Origin of the sequence: Streptosporangium fragile (assembly GCF_039534445.1) — a bacterium.
GTDB classification, from domain to species: Bacteria; Actinomycetota; Actinomycetes; order Streptosporangiales; family Streptosporangiaceae; genus Streptosporangium; species Streptosporangium fragile.
In genome coordinates, this window is the sequence record NZ_BAAAVI010000019.1 from 36025 (window position 1) to 52718 (window position 16694).

Genomic DNA, 16694 nt, shown 5'->3' on the forward strand with positions numbered 1-16694 from the left:
AATAGGTTAAGAGCGTCAGTGTGAAGCCCCGGCTGGCTGACCGGCAACCCTCGCACCGCGGCGGGGTGCCCCGGGGGAGACCTGGCGGCACGGTGGGCGTGCCGCAAGCGCGGACCCCTCGCGGGGTCACCGAGGCATGCACGGGAGCACCACATGTCGGAGATCACACTGCACCACGCGAGTCCCGCCGCGCCGCGCCGCGCCGGCCGGAACGAGTCCTGCCGCGGTGAGTCCCACCGGGGCGAGTTCCACCGGGGTGAGCCCTACCGTGGTCAGTCCCGTCGGGGCGAGCTCCATTGTGGCGAGTCCCACCGGGGCGAGCCCCACTGGGGTGAGTTCCACCGTTTCCACCGTGACGAGCCCTACCGCAGAGCCGCCGCATGACCGCCTCGATCGCCGTCGTCGGCGCCGGACCGACGGGCACCTGCCTGGTGGAGCGGATCTGCGCCAACGCGCCCGACCTGCTCGGCTGGCCGTCGCTGGACATCCACGTCGTCGACCCGCACCCCCCGGGCGGCGGCCGGGTCTGGCGCCGGGACCAGCCCGATCTGCTCTGGATGAACTCCGCGGCCGCCGACGTGACGCTCTTCACCGACGAGTCGGTCCGCTGCGAGGGGCCGATCCGGCCCGGGCCGTCGCTGGCCCAGTGGCTCGGCGGCGACCCCGGCAGGTTCGCCCCCCGGCCGGTCCACAACGAGTACCTGTCGCACGTCTTCCAGCACGCGGTGCGGACGGCTCCCCGCGGGGTCCGGGTGCACCTGCACGCCACCCGCGCGCTCGACCTGGCCGACATCCCCGGCGGCCAGGCGGTCCGGCTGGAGGACGGCCGGACCATCGAGGCCGACGCGGTGATCCTGACCCAGGGGCACGGCGACGTGACCCCGACCCGGGAGGAGAGCGCCCTGGCCGTCCAGGCCGCGCGCAGCGGGCTGCGCTACCTGCCCACCGGCTACACGGCCGACCTCGACCTGGACGGGATCCCCGGCGGCGAACCGGTGATCGTACGCGGCATGGGGCTGGCCTTCGTCGACCTGATGGTGCTGCTCACCTCCGGCCGGGGCGGGCGCTTCACCCGCGAGTACGACGGCGAGCTGGTCTACCTGCCCAGCGGGCGGGAGCCGCTGCTCCACGTCGGATCGCGCCGCGGCGTGCCGTACCACGCCAAGACCGGCTACCCCGTCGAAGGGATCCGCCCGCCGGTGCCCCGCTTCCTCACCGCCGAGGCACTGGGCGAGGGGCCGTGGCACTTCCGCAGGGACGTCTGGCCGCTGGTCGCCAAGGAGCTGGCCTTCGCCTACTACCACGAGCTGATCACCGCCCACCCCAAGCGGTCCCGCCTCACCTGGCCGGAGTTCGAGGAGGCCTTCGCCGCCGAGGAATGGCGCAGCGCCGGGATGCGCAAGCTGATCCGCGCGGCCGTTCCCCGCCACCTGGACCGGCTGGACTTCGACCGGCTGGACCGGCCGCTGGAGGGCATCCGGTTCGGCGACGCGGCCGGGCTGCAGAAGTGGATGCACGGCTACCTCTCGGTCGACCTGGCCCGGCGCTCCGACCCGGAACACAGCGCCGACCACGCCATGATCCTCGGGCTGCTCTCCGTCTACGGCGTCCTGGCCGAGCTGGGCATCTCCGACCCCTGGTTCCACGGCTTCTTCAGCTCCATCGCCAGCGGCCCGCCCGGTCCCCGCCTGGAAGAGCTGCGTGCCCTGGCCAGGGCCGGGGTGATCACCTTCCTCGGCGCCGACCTGCGGGTCGAGCACCACGACGGGCACTGGTGGGCGCAGAGCGCCAGCGCGCCCGGCGGCGTCCGAGCCGGGACGCTGATCGAGGCCCGGCTGCCCGCGCCCAGCGTGAGCAGGGCCGTCGACCCGCTGATCACCGCGCTCCACGGGCGGGGCGAGGCCGACGAGGAGTTCGGCCTGCTCCGGGTGCGTCCGGCCGACCGTCGCGTGCTCGACCGGACCGGCGCCCCCCACCCCCGCAGGTTCGCCTTCGGCCCCTGGGCCGTGGGCGGCTGGGCCACCGGCGGCTTCGCCCGGCCCGGTCTCAACGCCCCGCTCTTCCGCCATGCCGACGCCCTTGCCCGGATCGTGCTGTCCGAGGCCGTCGGCGCCCGCCTCCACCACGTCGCCTGACCCACCCGGAACACCCGCTGGAAGGAGAACGAAGCCGCCGCTCCCGCTCCACGCGCCCGCCGGCCAGATCCCCACGGCACCGGCGTCACCTGGATCACCTCACCCTTGAGCCGGTCTCCGGCACTCCCCACAGCGCTTGCGACACCCGGACCGGGACGTGAGCGCCCTCGTACCCACCCGGCGGCGGGGGCTGGCCGCCGCCGGGTGTCACCCTTCAGCGGGGCTCGACCGGCTCCGTCACCGGATGCCGGTCGGGGGCGTCCGCCGGGGAGGGGGCCGGGGCGTCCACCGGGGACCGGCCGAGGCTGCGGACATCGGGCAGGAGCAGAACCCCCAGGCAGGAGACCGCGATCACCGCCGCCGCGCCGTACAGGGTGGCGCCCGTGCCCACCACGGTGGCCAGCGGCCCGGCCAGGGCCATGCCGAAGGGCATCAGCCCGAGGGAGAGCATCCAGTCGTAGGCGGACACCCGGGAGATCGCCTCGGCCGGGATGTGCTCCTGCACCGCGGTCTCCCACAGCGGCGCCATGAACGCCAGGCCGCCGGTCATCATCCCGTACGCCACCGCGACGACCGGTGCGGACGCCCCGGCGGCGAGCAGGGCCAGCGGCAGCGCGCCGAGCGCCAAGGCCAGGTTGGCCGCGACGAGGGGCCTGCGCGACCTGGACCGCAGAGCCAGGAGCGCCCCGCACAGGGCACCGATCGTGCCGCCCTGCACGATCGTCCCCCAGGCCAGCTCGCCGCCGAGGCTCCCGACGGCGATCACCGGGCCGATCGTGACCAGCGCGCAGCGGCCCAGGTTCCACAGGGCGTGGCCGATCAGGTTCGTCCAGTACCACCGGTGGCGGCGCAGCTCCGACCAGCCCTCGGCGAGCTGCGCGGCGAACCGTTCGTGCGGCGCGGCCGGGATCGGCGCGAGCCGGAGCCGCCCCAGCAGCACGGCGCTGATCGCGAACGTCGCGGCGTCCAGCAGCAGCGCCCACCCCGGTCCGGCGGTCAGCGCCACGGCGGTCGCGATGCCCGGGCCGAGCAGCATGGACCCGCGCTGGGCGATCGCCATGAGCGCGTTGGCCCGGGGCAGGTGCTCCGGCGCCACGGTGGCGGGCACCAGACCGGTCGAGGCGGGCAGGAAGAACGCCGACGCCGCGCCGGAGAGCGCGGCCAGCGCCGCCAGATGGACGATGTTCACCGTGCCGGTGATCAGCTCGATGCCCATGACCGCGTGGGTGAGCCCGCGAACCACGTCCGTGCTCAGCATCAAGCGGTGCCGGGGGAGGCGGTCGGCCCAGACCCCGCCGGGGAGCATCAGCGCCACCGTGGCGACCGACTGGGCGGCCAGGACCACGCCGAGGTCGGTGGCCGAACCGGTCGCCGTCACGATCGCCAGGGCAAGGGCGACCGACGTGACGGCGTCGCCGACGTGTGAGAGCGCCTGACCGCTCCAGAGCAGGAGAAAACGGTGGTCGCGGAGGGGCGCCCAGAGATCTCTGACGGAGGACATGCGCGAGAAGTTACTACGAAATCAAAATATATGCATCCGTATAAAGAATTGATCTTCGTGGGGGAGAGGATTCTCTCGGGGTGTGGGAGGCGGTCGGAGAAAACAGCTGACGCGGGGGCGGAAGGGGAGAGCCGTCGCAACGGGGCCTGAAGCGGCGGAGTGTGGGGGCGGAGTGTGGAACGGCGGGGCGTGGGGCGGCGGGGCGTAGGAGGGGGGCGGAGTGTGGAACGGCGGGGCGTGGGAGCGGGCGCCGCCGGGACGGCCGTTACCCTGTGGACATGGCCGAGCAGGACTCCATCGACCGGCACATCGCGCACTGGTCGCGCGAACTGTCCGACCTCGACCCCCGGATCGAGGGGATCACCACGCGCATGCAGATGCTCGTGCGCGTGCTCAATCGCGACAAGGAGGCCTGGCTGGCGGCGGGCGGGCTCAAGCACTGGGAGTACCAGGTGATCCACTACCTGGTCGCGGCCGGGCCGCCCTACCGGGTGGCGCCGTCCCTGCTGGCCGAGTGGCTGGACACCCACCCGGCCACGATGACCAACCGGCTGGACCGGCTGGAGCGAGCCGGATACATCGAACGCGCCCACGACCCCGGCGACCGCCGCCGCCTGCTCGTCGCGCTGACCGACGCCGGGCGCGCGGTGTGGGAGGACCGGATGGCCAAGGGCGACCAGACGGAACGGGCGCTGCTCGCCCCCCTCGACCCCGGCGAGCTCGAACTGCTCGACGATCTCCTGCGCCGCCTGGTGCTGGGCGCGGAGCGGGACGGCCCGCCCCTGATGCACGACTGGCCGACGGGTGACCGGAGACCGGCCGTCGACTCCGGGAACGGGTCGCCGCCCTCCTGACCGGACGATGCCCCGGTGACGGCGACCCGCCGGCACGGCGCGCGTGACGTGCCGGCGGTGCCTCCCGCCGGGGAGGCACGTGGTGGCATCCTGCCGGCCCGGCCCGGCCCGGCGCGTGGCGTCGGCCCCGGCCGGGGCCGGTTCCGCGGCCGGACTCGGTTACGGGGCCGGATGAGGCGCTGGTGGCCGTCGGGCGGCGGGGAGGGAGGTCCGTCCCTTCAGATCAACCGGCGGGCTCCCGCCGCCGGGGTCGCCGGGTAGATCTCCGGCGCGGCCCAGCCACGCTCGGCGTAGGCGCGGGTGACCGACTCCTTCACCGACTCCACCCGGTCGTCGGCCACCAGCGCGATCGCCGACCCGCCGAACCCGCCGCCGGTCATCCGCGCTCCGCGGGCGCCGCCCCGGATCGCCGACTCCACGGCCACGTCCAGCTCCGCGCACGACACCTCGTACTGGTCGCGCAGCGACAGGTGCGAGGCGTTCAGCAGCCCCCCGATCTCCCGTACCGCCCCGGCCCGCAGCAACCCGATCACCGCCTCGACCCGGTGGTTCTCCGTCACGACATGCTGGACGCGCTTGCGCTCGTCGCCGCTCAGTTTCGCCAGGGCTCCCGCCAGGTCGGTGACGTCGCGCAGCGCGTCGACACCCAGACGCTTGGCGGCGCTCTCGCAGTCCCGCCGGCGGCGGGCGTACTGCCCGTCGGCGAGCTCGTGGTGCACCCCGGTATTGATGATCAGCAGCTGGAGGCCGTGCTGCGCCAGGTCGAACGGGATGTTCCTGGTGCCGAGGCTCCGGCAGTCCATGAACAGGGCCTGGCCCTCCTGCGAGAGAGCCGAGGCCGCCTGGTCCATGATTCCGCACGGCATGCCCACGAAGTCGTTCTCGGCCTTCTGCGCGGCGAGGGCGACCTCCATCTTGGACAGGCCCAGGCCGTACAGCTCGTTGAGAGCCGTACCGACCGCCACCTCCAGCGCCGCGCTCGACGACAGCCCCGCCCCCTGGGGCACGTCCCCGTCGATCACGATGTCCGCGCCCCCGACCCGGTGCCCGGCCGCACGCAGCACCCAGAACACCCCGACCGCGTAACGGGCCCAGCCCTCGGCGCCGTCCAGGGACTCCACGGTCACGGGCGCGCCCGCCTGCAGCGACCGGAGCCGGACCACCCCGTCCTCGCGCGGCGAGACCGCCGCGGTGACCCCCCACGGCACCGCGAACGGCAGCACGAACCCGTCGTTGTAGTCGGTGTGCTCCCCGATCAGGTTGACCCGCCCCGGAGCGTGCCACACCCCTGCGGGCTCCGCGCCGTACGACTCCTGGAAAGCTTCAACAACGCGCATGATCCAACACTCCTCAACAAGGTCCTACAGTAGGGTAGCGAGTCAACCGGGCACCGGTTCCGGGGTGTTCCCCCCGCCAAGGTCACATCTTGAACCCGTCCCGCCCGGCGGATGTGCGAACAGCACGTACCTTTGGTTGAATGCCGCAGTACGGCGTACACGAGGGGCGGTAGCTCAGCCGGTTAGAGCAGGGGACTCATAATCCCTGGGTCGCGGGTTCGAGTCCCGCCCGCCCTACCCCTTGTGACCACCTGAAAAGCGCCCCTGACCTGCGCGTTCCCGGCCAGGGGCGCTCTCGCCGTGTCCGGCTGTCTACGGCTGTCAGCGATCGTTTGCGGCTGGCTCTTCCCAATGCCTTCCCACGGGATCATGTCTCCCTGAGCGCGTCGGAGATCCGACGCCGGGCTGCCTCGTCCTGACCCACGATGCACTTGGCGTAGATCCGAAGCAGAACATCCACACTGTGTCCCGCCCACTCGGCGACCTGGGGCGCGGGCACCCCCGCGTTGAGCCACGTCGAGACGCACGCGTGCCGCAAGTCGTAGACCCGCTTGGCCAGTGGCGAGGCGGCCTCCGCAGGAGTGAGCGCCTTCTCACGAGCCGCGGCCCACGCTCGCCGGTAGGTGATGGTGGGCAGCTCTCCACCCCGGACCCCGTAGAACAGCCGCCTTCCGGGGCCGTCACCGAACTCCACGAGGTGAGCGCGGAGAATCCTCGTCAGCTCCGGCAGACACGGCACGGTGCGGGTGTGCCCGTCCGGACGGTGCTTGAGCGAGCGCACCTCGCGGAGCGCCCCGTCGTCGGTCCACTCCCGGCCGGCGAAGGGGGCCGCCTCAGCGAAGCTCAGCTCTCCCCAACCATCCGGCGGCTCCTCCATCTGCCCCGTCTCCCGGTTCTCGACCAGGGGCGGGAGGGCGACGTTGTACGTGTGGAGGTTGACCGCCTCCTCTGGACGCAGACCGGCGTAATACATGACCGCGAAGAACGCCGCCAGGCGCTTGCCGCTCGGTTCCTGAGCCGCGACGGCGGCCAGCAACGCCCGCGCCTGGGCGTGGTTGACGACACTCCGGCGGTCCACCTCGTAAGAGGCCTGGGGACGCTTCCACTTCAGACCTTTGATCGGATTCCCCGTCAGGAGTTTGAGCTCCACCGCGTAGTCAAGGGCGTTTTGCAAGATGGTCTTGTTCCGCAGGACGGTGCTTGTCGCGGCCCTCTTGCCATCGAGGCGAGTCGTAGCGGTGTCCAGCAAGCTGCGCACAGTCTCCGTGTCGGCGAGCGCGGACACGGGCTTGGTGTTGGCCGCGAGCCAGCGCAAAGCGGTGGCCACGTCGCCGGCCGCCTCCTCACGCTGCTTGGTGTTGAACGCCCAACGCTTCAGCGCGTGCCGTAGCTCTTTGTCGGTCGGCTTGCCCTGCCCGCTGGAGAACATGGCAGGGGTGGCAGCGGTGAGTGCTCTCGCGATGTCCTGTCGGTAGGTCGCCGACGACGCCTTCCACTTCATGTCTACGAACTTGCATGCGAAGTCGTACCAGCTCATTTCGGCGTTCTTTGCGCGCTTCCACGAAACGGGCTCGCCGGTGGACAGGCTGAACGCCTCGCCGTCACGAGCGGCCATCACCAGAGAACTCCGGTAAGCGTCCGCTTGCGCTTCCTTCGGGAAGGGTTTCTTCCAGGTCTTTCCGTCGGTTTGCCACAGCACCCGATAGGACGTCACCTTGCCGTCCTTGTTCCTACGGACCTCGGTCTTGTAGACGCGAACGTTGTAGGTGGTGTTCATCAGGCGGCGTCCTCCAAGCTGGTCAGCCAGCGCTCGTAGTCGGCCCGGCGGATGCGAAGGTCGCCGTTGGGCAGCTTGAGGCAGCGCGGGGCGCGGCCCTTGGCCCGCCAGTCGTAGAAGGTGGAGCGGGAGATGCCGAGTTCGGCGCAGAACTCGGCGACGGTCAGGGGCTTGCTTCCGGCCGTGGCCATGGGCGTGCGAGTCCTTCCGGGTTCCGTGATCGGTGATGGGGAGGCCTCGGTGTCGAGGCGCGGAGGGGCTGTTTCGTGGCGCGTGGGGGGCGGTTGTGAGGGGGGTAGCCGTACCAGCCGTACCAGCCTTGTTTTGGCTGTTCAGGGCTGGTACGGCTTTGTCGGTGGTACGGCTCAAGCCGTACCAGGCGGCAAGCCGTACCGCGTCTGACCTGCGCTGTTGAGGCTGGTACGGCTGGGACGGCTCCCCCCGGGGAAGGGCAGCACATCCCCGGCTTCAGCGGCCGGCGGAGCGTCGTTGCCCGCCCTGTCCGGGGCGGGGCAGTAGCGTGCCCAGGCGTCGGCGAAGTCGGCGCGCAGGTACCCCTTGGCCTGCCCGATGGGCGGGGGAAAGCGGATCGTGGTGGACCGGATGTCGTACTCGCGCAGGAGCGCGCCGAGTTTCATCGCGGTCAGCCCGGCCGGCCCGTAGTCGGCCCACGGGGCCTCGGGGTCGGCCTTGAGGCGGTCCAGCAGGGTCGCGGTGGGCAGGGCGGCATCGGTGCCGAAGGCGGGGCGGCAGTCGGCCAGCAGCCGCACCCGCGGGGAGGGCTGGCCGGACTCGTCGGCTTCGGCGGTCAGGGCCAGGATGGCGGCGCGGGCGCGGTCGGGCCAGTGCCCGCCGGCGTGGTCGGCCACCGCGACCAGGGGTTCCCAGGTGTCGGCGGCGCGGTCTTCGACCGGCATGGCGGGTTCGGCGGCTTCCAGGGTGGCCAGGTCGGCGCGCAGCCACGCCGACAGGTCGGCGGCCAGCTGCCGCAACGGGGGGCGGTCGCGCCTGTGCCGGTAGGGGGCGACGGTTTCGCCGGGGCCGCGGCGGCGCATCCGCACCACCACGGCGCGGTCTTCGATGGTGTCGGGCATCGCGCCGATCCCGGCGAGCGCGGCCATCGCGAACGTCGGGATGGACTCCACCCGGTTGGTGTTGGCGTCGTAGCGCTTGGCCGGCCGGTTGCGCTGATGCCCGGCGTTCAGCAGCCCGCGCAGATCCTCGTTGCCGTCCGCCTTGGGGCCGAAAATCGTGTCCGCTTCGTCGACGAGCATGGTGGGCGGGTCATCGCTGATGGAGCGGTAGACCGCGGCCGGAGTGGAGTTGACGGTGATGAACGGCTCGTGGCAGGTGGCCTCCACCACGTCCAGCAGCCGGGACTTGCCGCACCGCTTTTCCGGGGCGCGGATCACCAGCCGGGGCGCGTGCGCCCACGCGGGCTGGGCGTGGGTGGCGGCGATCCACAGGGCGACCGCGTGCGCTGCCTCGGGGGTCGGCAGGATGACGTAGCGGGTCAGCGCGGTCAGCAGGGCGTCCAGCAGGGTGGCGCCGTGGTTATCGGGTGCGGGCATGGGCTCGGCTCCGTGAGGTTCGGTGGTGGTGGTCATGCGGCGACCGTCCGGGGGCGGCGGGCGCCGTTTCGGAGCCCGGAGGCGATGGTGAGGCGGGTCTCGGACGGGCTCAGCCCGATGTCGGCCCCTCCCTGTCCAAGCAAGGTGGTGACCTCGGCTGCGTCGAGGGCTCCCCCGGCCACCAGCTGCCCCAGGGCGGTGGCGGCCAGGTAGAGGGTGCGGTTGCGCTCGCCGACCGGTGCGGCGGCCAGGCGTTGCAGTTCGCCGTTGACCGCGGCGCGCAGGAACGCGCCGCGCCGGTCGTCGGGCAGGGCCAGGTGCACGGGCTTGGCCGCCGCCGGGGGCGGGGCGGCAAGCCGCTTGGACAGCCAGGGCGGCAGCGGGGCCGGGGCGGCGTTGTGGACGACCTCATAGGCGCCGGTGCCGTCCGGCAGGTCCACGAAGCTGCCGGGGCCGACGACATACCCGCCGGCCGCGCGGGTGTCGATCAGCCAGCCCAGCCCGTTGCCCTTGTCGCCCTCGGTGTTGCGCAGCTCGATGCCGTCCGGTGCGGCGTAGTACAGGTGGGTGCCGCCGCGCCGGGTGCGCACCTGGAAGGTCTCCAACGTCGGGAACGGCTGTCCTTCCCGCTCGCAGACCAGCGCCAGGACATCGGCGCCGTCACCCACGCCCGGCAGGTCAAAGGCTGGCGGGGGGCGAAGCCCCTCCTTCTCTTTGGGGGTGTCCAGGTCCAGCGCGACCAGGCGTGAGGGGCCGCACGCGATGCCGATGTTGTAGGGCTCGTGCGCCCACCAGCGGCGGATGGTCGTGGGGTCGGTGGTAGCGCGGCGCTCCCAGTGGTCGAAGCCGCGCGGCGGCACCTTCCCGCCGGGCACCAGCGGGAAGACGTGCCAGCCGCGGGCGGCAGCGGCCAGGGCGTAGCGCAGCTGCGCGGGTGCGGTCATGCCGCCTGCCTCTGCGCGGTCAAGGCGGCGGCGATGGCGCGGCCGATGTGCAGGGTGTAGGCGGGCGGGATGGCTTCGGCCAGTTCGCGGCGGTCGTCGGTCCAGGCGATGCCCATCGCGGCGCCCCCGGCGCAGCAGAACAGGTCCAGCAGGCGCAGCCCGTTCGGTTCGCGGGCCGGAGGCGTCGGCCGGGGCCGCGGGATGGCGAGGGGCGGGCGAACGGTGTCCGAGACGGACATGGTCGAACTCCTGTCGGTGAGAGCAAGAGCGGATGCGTCGCGCGGGCAGGCGCGCGAGGGGTGTCAGCGCGGGCGTCAGGCGGGGTGTCAGACGCCGTCTGACACCCCTCGCGGGCGCGCGTTACCTGGGGAAATGAGCCGGTGCTGTCAGACGGTGTCTGATGTCAGACACCGGCCAGGACCCGCTTGTCCTGCGGGATGATGCGGTAGCGGCCGGGCCGGTCGGTCTCCTGCAGACGGCCACTGAGGACCAGGGCGGCGACCTGTCCGGAGACCCAGCCGCGGGTGCGGCCGTGCCGGTCGCAGTGGTCCATGAACTCCTTCGGCCCAACTTCGACCATCCCGGCGGCCTCGAACTCCTCCAACAGGTCGGTCATCGCCTGGCGGGCCTCTTCGGTGCTGACCGTGCGGCGCGGGCGGGCGTCGGGGGTGCCGAAGCGCATCACAGCGGGTGCTGGCGCCAAGGGCTGTTCGGGGTCGATGCCGTCGAACTCCTCGACATCGTCCAGCTCGTCATCGGCGTCAGCGTCGGACACGGAACGGTCGCTCTCGACGGGCCGGGCCGCGGCCGACGCGCCGGGGGTGAGGGAGTGGCGGGTGCGGTCGGTGAAGGCGCTGCCGGCGGCCTGGCGGGCCGCGGCGGCGGTGACCGGGTCCAGGGTGGCGCGCACGTCGGCGAATGTGGTCACGGCCCATTCCAGGTGATCGCGGGAGGTGAGGTAGGAGCGGGCCGGGGTCGCCCACAGCGCCTCGGGCACGCCGTTGGCGGCCAGGTAGTGGTAGCCGGGCCGCTTGTCGCGCCAAGACTGCGGGGCCGCCCCGGCGTCGAGGGCCTCGTCGGGCAGGGCGAATCCGGCGTCGCGGTCGTCGCGCACCCCGAAGCACCAGCTCGACCCCAGGGAGGCGCGGGTGTCGGTGGAGATCTGGGTGCCGGAGGCGCGCTGCAGGGAGACCACCAGGGAGATGCCGGCGGAGCGGGCCTCTTGGGCGATGCCGGTGAAGGCGTCGTCGTCGGTTTCGCGGATGGTCTTGGCCGCCTCTTCGAACCAGCACACCAGGTACGGCATGCCGGGGGAGCCATCGGCCTGCACCTGGGCGCAGGCCGGTTCCCACTGCTTGTAGCCGTACTTGGCCAGCCACTTGGTGCGCTCGGGGATGGCCGAGGCGATGGCCTCGATCATCGCGACCGTGGACGGCATGTCCAGCGCGGCCCAGTCCAGGGCGGGCAGCAGCGGCCCCAAGGTCTGATCCGCCTTGGCCGGGTCGGAGGCCCACACCACCACGTCCCGGCGGGAGACGAGTTCACCCAGGGCGACCAGGGCCGCCTCACTCTTGCCGGAGCCGGTCATGCCCATGACCAGCAAGTGCATGGCGTTGCGCGCCTGCTTCGGGTCGCCGGGGAAGTACAGCACCGCCGGGGTGCCGTCCTCATACACCCCGACCACCACCGGCTCAGCGACCGACCCGCCCGGCGCGGACGGGCCGGGCCAGACGGTGGTGGTCTTGAGCAGATCCCGCGGCACGATGGTGACCTGAGCGCGGGCGTGCGAGTCGGGGTCGGGGTGCACCCGCACCGCGGTGGGCGCCACGTCCAGGGCGGAGGCCAGGCGCGGCGCGGCCTTGGCCACGTCGTCGGCGGTCAGCTCCCCGGGCGGCAGCTGCAGCTGGAAGGTGGCCTTGTTCGGCGCCACGGTCGAGCCGGTGACCAACGTTTTGGCCAGGCCGACCTTTTCCAGCAGCCCGCCGGAGTCGGCGCCGGATTCGCCGTCGTGGCCGGGGCGGGTACGCAGCATCTGCCGGATGTTCCAGGAGACGGCCAGCGCCGGGCCACCGATCAGGAACATGCCCTGCAGCGGGCCGGTGGCCGGGCCGGCCAGCGCGGCGGCGGTCAGCCACGAGGTGGCCGCGCCCACCGTGACGGTGGAGTGGATGCGCCGCTGCGGGGTGGTGGCCTTGCCCGCCCACCAGGTGGTGGCGGTCAGCGCGGCGGAGGCCAGGGTGAGCCCGGCGGAGGCCGCGGCCGAGTTGGCCCACAGGCTGTGGGCGGGCAGCGAGGCCAGCCCGGTGCCGGCGGCCAGCAGCCACGGCGGCAGGTACGGGGCGGCGCGCTGCAGCAGGTACCCGCCGATCCCGCCCCCGCGGGGGCGGTAGGCCATGGGCAGGTCCGGCAGGTCACGCCGGGCGGACATACGCGACATGGGGTTCTCCTTCCTGGTCAGGCGCCGAAGTCAAAGCGGCGCCGCGCCCGGGCCGGGCGGGTGCGGGTCGTGGCCGACAGTTCGGGGTCGTATTCGCGCTGGAAGGCGGCGTAGGTGCGGGCGGCGTTCTTGGCCGCGTCCCGGGCGTCGGTGGCGGTGCGCTTGAGGTGGCGGGCCACCCGGCGGGCGCGTGCCCGCGCGCCAAAGGGGCGCCCTTCGGGGTCGGGTACCTCTTTCAGCACGGCCTGTAGCACTTCGGCGGCCATGGCGATTTCGAACGATAGGCGCAGGAACTCCCCGCGGGCCTTCTCGCAGTAGTTGCGGATGTCGGCGTTGGTGAAGAACTCCGGGTCGGCCAGCGGCGAGTAGCCGACCTGGGCGGCGTAGGGGTGGCTACCGGCCCGGTGGCCGTTGGAGCGGTCGGCCCCGGCGAAGGGGTGCGTGCGGTCAGCCATGCAGGTCTCCCGAATCGGTGGTGACGGGCTCAGCAGGGGCGGTCAGGGGGCGCGGCCGGTCCGCCGCATCGGCGGCGGTCGGCGCGGGGTCGGCCGGGGGATCGGTGCGCAGCCGGGCCAGCAGCAGCCCGGCGCGGTCGGTGGAGATGGACTGTCCGCTCTGGCGGACCGCGTCCTTGAGCCGGTCGCGGGTCAGCGGGATACCGCGGGCCTCGTGGTCGGCGGCGATGCGCCAGCCCAGCGGCATCAGCTCATCCACGTCCGCCGGGGCGACCGCCCGGCGAGTCCGGGCGGTCGGCGCGGTCGGGGCGGTCTTGCCCGCGCGGGCCTTGGCCGGTCCGACCGGCGTGGGGGCGCGGTCCGGCGCCGGGGCGATGGGGAGCGCGGGCGCGGCGGTCGGACCGGCCAGGCCCGGACCGGCCGGGGCCGGGTCGGGCGCGGTCGGTCCGGTCGGGGTGGTCGCGTCGAGTTGCCGGTGTAGGCGGTCGGTGGTGGCGGCGATGCCGCGCTGCACGGATGCGGAGGCTTCGGCGACGACCAGCAGCAGCACCGGGCCGCAGGAGTGGATCAGCACCCCGACCCCGTCCACTCCGCCGGGTGCCAACGCGGGTCCGGCGACGTTCAGCGACCAGGTCATCAGCCCGGCGGTCCAGCGCAGCATGGTCAGCCATCCGGCGCGGACCCCGTAGCGGTCCAGCGCCCGACCGCCGACCAGGGCGACGATGAGTCCCAGGTCCACCATCGGCGAGAGCATCCACGCAATGGCCGGGTGCACGCCGTGGGCGACCAGCAGGCCGGTCACGTTGCCGGCGCCGTAGACCATCACCCCGACCGCGACCCCCCACACCGCGCGGCTGACGATGCGGCTGGTGCGCTGCAGCCCCTCCAACTCGGCCAGGACATCGGCGCGGGTCACCGGGGCGGCGCTCATGCGGCCACCCCCGCACTGTCGCAGTCCAGGCAGGTGCCCAGATGCCGCGGCAGCACATACCCGGCATCCCGGCGGCAGATCGGGCAGGTGCGGCGGGCGGCATTGGCCTTGGCCAGCGCTTCCCGCTGCGCCGGGGTGGCAACCCGCTTGGGCAGCGCGAACCGGATGTCGTACAGGTAGGCCACCCGCACGCCCGGGGCGCCGTGCCGGGTCGAGGCCCACATGATCTGCGCCTGCACGCCCTGCCCGCCGGGCCGCAGCCCGGCGGCGGTCAGCTGGCGCATGGTGAGCAGGTGGGCCGGGGCCATCCGCCACGGGTAGGTGGGGATGCCGTACTTGCTGCCGGCCGGGTCCCAGAAGCGGGCGCGGATGCGCGACATCACGCCCTCACCCCCGCCTCGGTGCCGCGCAGCCCGCACGTGGTGCAGGAGGCCCCGGGCGCCGGGGCGGGGTTGGGGGTGCGCTGCCATAGCAGCGCCCAGCGCAGCCGGCGGGCCGGGCGGCCGGTGGCCAGCACCCGGCGCCGGGCGCGGGCGCTGGGGTGGCCGTCGAAGGCCCACCCGATCACCCGATGCCCGGGGGGTGCGTCGATCAGGTCGGCCAGCGCCGCGGTGACCAGGCGCCGGCCGGGCAGCCCGGCGGCGTCCAGCAGCCGCACCGCGTGCGCGTCGGCGTCGTACTCCTGCAGCCGGTCCCGGCGGGCCCCGGCCAGCGCCGCGGCCAGCACCAGGCACACCAGGACGGCCAGAACGGCCACGGGCAGGCGCAAGACCACACCGCTCAGCAGCGCGGCCTTGGCCAGCCAGGCCGGATCCCGCCAGAACACCCGGGGCCGGCCGTGGCCCAGGGCGTGGTGGGCGATCTCGTGGGCCAGCACCCCGTACAGCGGCAACGACTCCGGCGCCCGCAGCAGATCGGTACCCAGGCCGATCCGCGGGGTGCGGTCGCAGCGGCTCCCGGCGGCTTCGGCGTTGCCGTCCAACTCGGGGGTGATGCGGATCAGCAGGCCGGGCAGCTGCGCGCAGTGGCGCAGCGCGCACACCAGCTCGACCAGCCCCGGCAGGTCGACGGACCCGCCCGACGGGACGGTGGGGATGGGTGTGGGGGTGGGGGTGAAGGTCATGGGGTCACCTCCTCGGCTCACAGGCCGGACTGGGAACGGATCAGGATGCGGCAGGCGCCGCAGCGGTGGACCGGGCGGGCGCCGTGGGCGCGGCAGACCTCCACCTGTCCGCGCGCCGTGCGGCAGCGCGGACAACCGGTGGCAGTGTGGTGCTCGGTCTCGCAGTCGAGGCACTGGAAGCGGGCCATCACCGGTCCTCCCCGGGCGGGGTGGCCTGGGAGGTGGCCCACTCCGGGGCGGGGCCGAAGGTGGCCGGCAGGGCGGTGCCCAGCGCCACCCACAGCGCCCACGCCTCCTCGGCGGACATCGCGGCGCGGTGGTTGCCGACGCACACGTACACCTCGCAGGCGCCCCCGGTGCGCACGGTGATCTTCGCCTTGCCGGAGGTGTTCCACGGCGCCGGGGCGATGACCGAGAAGTAGCGCTTGGGCATCACGCCACCTCCCGGCCGGGCTCGCTCGCGGGCCGGTACAGGGACAGGGCGCGGATCTCGGTGGCCGACAGGCCCGCCCACACGCCCTCGGTGGGACGGATGGCCAGGGCGTAGGCCAGGCACGCGGTCCGGGCCGGGCAGGCGGCGCAGATCTTCTTGGCCGCGGCCTCCCGGTCCTGGCGGACCGCGACCGGCTCAGGCTCGAAGACGTCCGGGGCGGTGAACAGGGCGGCGTCGGTGTCGGCGCACGCCGGGCCGGCGGCGAGCATCGCCTCACGCAGGGCGCGCTCGCGCCGGTCCCGCTCGATGTAGGTGCGGCGCAGCCAGGACCGGGCGCTCATCGGCCGCACCTGCCGCGCTCTACGACGGGCTTGTCCAGGTCGCGGTGGTGCAGAGCGACGGTGAGCCCGCTCGCGCGCAGCTGCGCGGCGAGACGATTCGCGAAGACAGGGGCGCGGTGCCGCCCGCCAGCGCACCCGTCAGCCACGAGCACCGGGCCGGCGCTCGGGCCGGACAAGAACGCGATCACGGCGGCGGCGGTGGCCTCGACCAGGCCCGCGATGCCCGAGGTACCCCAGACCGTGGCGCCAACCGGCTCGTCGTGGGCGGTCAGGTAGCGCAGCTCGGGCGAGACGTGCGGGTCCCGGAAGTGCTGGCGCAGGTCGATCGTCAGGTGCGCGGCGGGCGGCTGCCCGTGCAGGTAGCCGAACGACGTCACGATCACCTGCGGCTGCGTGGCGGGGGTGGAGGCGGTCACCGCGTGCCTCCGTTCGCGCCGGCGTTGGCCTGGCAGATAGGGCAGGGGTAGGGGCCGGAACCGGGGTTCCAGATCTGGCCGTTGCGGCAGTCCGACGTGCACACGTCGGACTTGGCCCAGATGGGCGGGCGGGTCATGATGAAGTTGCTCCTTAGCGGGAGTGGGGGGCGATCCCGGGTCTTGGCGGATTGGGGATCGCCCCGTTTTCGTGGGGTGGTTCAGCCGAGAGCGCCGATGAAGGCCATCAGCGCATCGGCCACAGCCGTCAGCCCGTGCGCGGCGCCCATCGCGGCCTGAGCCGCCTGAACAGGCGCCCGGACGACGAAGAGCAGTGCGCAGATCCCGAGCACGATCCACAGGAAGCGGCGAGAACCGTAAGAGCGCATAGTTCTGTCCTTTCGAGGCGAGACGGATGCCTTGGCTCGTCTTCGGTCTCGGC

The 16694-nt window shown here is 73.3% G+C and carries 19 protein-coding genes, 1 tRNA gene and 1 riboswitch; of the genes, 3 read left to right on the forward strand and 17 right to left on the reverse strand.

What is annotated here, in order from left to right:
- Window positions 1-4: 4 nt before the first annotated feature.
- A riboswitch (SAM riboswitch) is annotated at window positions 5-116 on the forward strand.
- Window positions 117-380: 264 nt separating this feature from the next.
- Window positions 381-2135 carry an FAD/NAD(P)-binding protein gene (locus ABD841_RS14985; RefSeq protein ID WP_344971742.1) on the forward strand — a complete coding sequence of 585 codons (1755 nt, stop codon included), beginning with the start codon at window positions 381-383 and terminating at the stop codon, window positions 2133-2135.
- Window positions 2136-2349: 214 nt separating this feature from the next.
- Here ABD841_RS14985 and ABD841_RS14990 read toward each other — a convergent pair whose 3' ends face one another.
- The gene (locus tag ABD841_RS14990; protein ID WP_344971744.1) at window positions 2350-3636 is read right to left on the reverse strand and encodes an MFS transporter; all 1287 of its coding nucleotides are present in this window, start codon (window positions 3634-3636) and stop codon (window positions 2350-2352) included.
- Between the two features lie 278 nt (window positions 3637-3914).
- On the opposite strand from ABD841_RS14990, the gene ABD841_RS14995 reads away from it, so the two are divergent.
- On the forward strand, window positions 3915-4490 hold the full coding sequence (locus ABD841_RS14995) for a MarR family winged helix-turn-helix transcriptional regulator (protein WP_344971746.1): 576 nt from the start codon (window positions 3915-3917) through the stop codon (window positions 4488-4490).
- A 218-nt stretch (window positions 4491-4708) separates the two neighbouring features.
- Here the strand turns inward: ABD841_RS14995 and galK are convergent, their stop codons facing one another.
- The gene (galK, locus tag ABD841_RS15000) at window positions 4709-5827 is read right to left on the reverse strand and encodes a galactokinase (protein ID WP_344971748.1); all 1119 of its coding nucleotides are present in this window, start codon (window positions 5825-5827) and stop codon (window positions 4709-4711) included.
- A 163-nt stretch (window positions 5828-5990) separates the two neighbouring features.
- Between galK and ABD841_RS15005 the strand changes: the two genes are divergently transcribed.
- Window positions 5991-6064: transfer RNA gene (locus ABD841_RS15005), tRNA-Ile, on the forward strand.
- Between the two features lie 130 nt (window positions 6065-6194).
- Here the strand turns inward: ABD841_RS15005 and ABD841_RS15010 are convergent.
- The 15 genes from ABD841_RS15010 to ABD841_RS15080 all read right to left on the reverse strand — a co-directional run bounded on the left by ABD841_RS15010 (window position 6195) and on the right by ABD841_RS15080 (window position 16641).
- The gene (locus ABD841_RS15010; protein ID WP_344971750.1) at window positions 6195-7604 is read right to left on the reverse strand and encodes a tyrosine-type recombinase/integrase; all 1410 of its coding nucleotides are present in this window, start codon (window positions 7602-7604) and stop codon (window positions 6195-6197) included.
- Window positions 7604-7795: a helix-turn-helix transcriptional regulator gene (locus ABD841_RS15015; protein WP_344971752.1), complete on the reverse strand. Its 192-nt coding sequence runs from the start codon at window positions 7793-7795 to the stop codon at window positions 7604-7606. Before ABD841_RS15015 ends, ABD841_RS15010 begins: the two co-directional genes overlap by 1 nt.
- Window positions 7796-7969: 174 nt before the next feature.
- Window positions 7970-9175 carry a DUF3631 domain-containing protein gene (locus ABD841_RS15020; RefSeq protein ID WP_344971754.1) on the reverse strand — a complete coding sequence of 402 codons (1206 nt, stop codon included), beginning with the start codon at window positions 9173-9175 and terminating at the stop codon, window positions 7970-7972.
- 32 nt (window positions 9176-9207) lie between these two features.
- Window positions 9208-10119, reverse strand: a complete 912-nt coding sequence (locus ABD841_RS15025; protein ID WP_344971756.1) for a bifunctional DNA primase/polymerase — start codon at window positions 10117-10119, stop codon at window positions 9208-9210.
- Window positions 10116-10358, reverse strand: coding sequence for a hypothetical protein (locus tag ABD841_RS15030; protein ID WP_344971758.1), 243 nt, complete (start codon window positions 10356-10358; stop codon window positions 10116-10118). Before ABD841_RS15030 ends, ABD841_RS15025 begins: the two co-directional genes overlap by 4 nt.
- Window positions 10359-10522: 164 nt before the next feature.
- A complete protein-coding gene (traB, locus tag ABD841_RS15035) occupies window positions 10523-12556 on the reverse strand; it encodes a plasmid transfer protein TraB (RefSeq protein WP_344971760.1) in 2034 nt (677 codons plus the stop codon).
- Between the two features lie 17 nt (window positions 12557-12573).
- A complete protein-coding gene (gene traA / locus ABD841_RS15040) occupies window positions 12574-13011 on the reverse strand; it encodes a plasmid transfer protein TraA (RefSeq protein ID WP_344971762.1) in 438 nt (145 codons plus the stop codon).
- The gene (locus tag ABD841_RS15045; protein WP_344971764.1) at window positions 13004-13942 is read right to left on the reverse strand and encodes a hypothetical protein; all 939 of its coding nucleotides are present in this window, start codon (window positions 13940-13942) and stop codon (window positions 13004-13006) included. The genes traA and ABD841_RS15045 overlap by 8 nt, the downstream gene beginning before the upstream one ends.
- Window positions 13939-14322 carry an RRQRL motif-containing zinc-binding protein gene (locus ABD841_RS15050; protein ID WP_344971766.1) on the reverse strand — a complete coding sequence of 128 codons (384 nt, stop codon included), beginning with the start codon at window positions 14320-14322 and terminating at the stop codon, window positions 13939-13941. Before ABD841_RS15050 ends, ABD841_RS15045 begins: the two co-directional genes overlap by 4 nt.
- Entirely contained in the window at window positions 14322-15065 is a 744-nt protein-coding gene (locus ABD841_RS15055; protein WP_344971768.1) for a M48 family metalloprotease, read from the reverse strand. Before ABD841_RS15055 ends, ABD841_RS15050 begins: the two co-directional genes overlap by 1 nt.
- Window positions 15066-15252: 187 nt before the next feature.
- Window positions 15253-15498, reverse strand: coding sequence for a hypothetical protein (locus ABD841_RS15060; RefSeq protein WP_344971770.1), 246 nt, complete (start codon window positions 15496-15498; stop codon window positions 15253-15255).
- A complete protein-coding gene (locus ABD841_RS15065; RefSeq protein ID WP_344971772.1) occupies window positions 15498-15839 on the reverse strand; it encodes a WhiB family transcriptional regulator in 342 nt (113 codons plus the stop codon). Before ABD841_RS15065 ends, ABD841_RS15060 begins: the two co-directional genes overlap by 1 nt.
- On the reverse strand, window positions 15836-16255 hold the full coding sequence (locus ABD841_RS15070; protein ID WP_344971774.1) for a RapZ C-terminal domain-containing protein: 420 nt from the start codon (window positions 16253-16255) through the stop codon (window positions 15836-15838). The genes ABD841_RS15065 and ABD841_RS15070 overlap by 4 nt, the downstream gene beginning before the upstream one ends.
- A complete protein-coding gene (locus tag ABD841_RS15075) occupies window positions 16252-16392 on the reverse strand; it encodes a hypothetical protein (RefSeq protein ID WP_344971776.1) in 141 nt (46 codons plus the stop codon). Before ABD841_RS15075 ends, ABD841_RS15070 begins: the two co-directional genes overlap by 4 nt.
- Window positions 16393-16473: 81 nt before the next feature.
- The gene (locus ABD841_RS15080) at window positions 16474-16641 is read right to left on the reverse strand and encodes a hypothetical protein (RefSeq protein WP_344971778.1); all 168 of its coding nucleotides are present in this window, start codon (window positions 16639-16641) and stop codon (window positions 16474-16476) included.
- Window positions 16642-16694 lie beyond the last annotated feature (53 nt).

Coding starts and splice junctions, on each gene's coding strand:
- ABD841_RS14985 (WP_344971742.1), top strand. CDS start 381: ATGACCGCCTCGATCGCCGTCGTCGGCGCCGGACCGACGGGCACCTGC.
- ABD841_RS14990 (WP_344971744.1), bottom strand. CDS start 3,636: ATGTCCTCCGTCAGAGATCTCTGGGCGCCCCTCCGCGACCACCGTTTT.
- ABD841_RS14995 (WP_344971746.1), top strand. CDS start 3,915: ATGGCCGAGCAGGACTCCATCGACCGGCACATCGCGCACTGGTCGCGC.
- galK (WP_344971748.1), bottom strand. CDS start 5,827: ATGCGCGTTGTTGAAGCTTTCCAGGAGTCGTACGGCGCGGAGCCCGCA.
- ABD841_RS15010 (WP_344971750.1), bottom strand. CDS start 7,604: ATGAACACCACCTACAACGTTCGCGTCTACAAGACCGAGGTCCGTAGG.
- ABD841_RS15015 (WP_344971752.1), bottom strand. CDS start 7,795: ATGGCCACGGCCGGAAGCAAGCCCCTGACCGTCGCCGAGTTCTGCGCC.
- ABD841_RS15020 (WP_344971754.1), bottom strand. CDS start 9,175: ATGCCCGCACCCGATAACCACGGCGCCACCCTGCTGGACGCCCTGCTG.
- ABD841_RS15025 (WP_344971756.1), bottom strand. CDS start 10,119: ATGACCGCACCCGCGCAGCTGCGCTACGCCCTGGCCGCTGCCGCCCGC.
- ABD841_RS15030 (WP_344971758.1), bottom strand. CDS start 10,358: ATGTCCGTCTCGGACACCGTTCGCCCGCCCCTCGCCATCCCGCGGCCC.
- traB (WP_344971760.1), bottom strand. CDS start 12,556: ATGTCGCGTATGTCCGCCCGGCGTGACCTGCCGGACCTGCCCATGGCC.
- traA (WP_344971762.1), bottom strand. CDS start 13,011: ATGGCTGACCGCACGCACCCCTTCGCCGGGGCCGACCGCTCCAACGGC.
- ABD841_RS15045 (WP_344971764.1), bottom strand. CDS start 13,942: ATGAGCGCCGCCCCGGTGACCCGCGCCGATGTCCTGGCCGAGTTGGAG.
- ABD841_RS15050 (WP_344971766.1), bottom strand. CDS start 14,322: ATGTCGCGCATCCGCGCCCGCTTCTGGGACCCGGCCGGCAGCAAGTAC.
- ABD841_RS15055 (WP_344971768.1), bottom strand. CDS start 15,065: ATGACCTTCACCCCCACCCCCACACCCATCCCCACCGTCCCGTCGGGC.
- ABD841_RS15060 (WP_344971770.1), bottom strand. CDS start 15,498: ATGCCCAAGCGCTACTTCTCGGTCATCGCCCCGGCGCCGTGGAACACC.
- ABD841_RS15065 (WP_344971772.1), bottom strand. CDS start 15,839: ATGAGCGCCCGGTCCTGGCTGCGCCGCACCTACATCGAGCGGGACCGG.
- ABD841_RS15075 (WP_344971776.1), bottom strand. CDS start 16,392: ATGACCCGCCCGCCCATCTGGGCCAAGTCCGACGTGTGCACGTCGGAC.
- ABD841_RS15080 (WP_344971778.1), bottom strand. CDS start 16,641: ATGCGCTCTTACGGTTCTCGCCGCTTCCTGTGGATCGTGCTCGGGATC.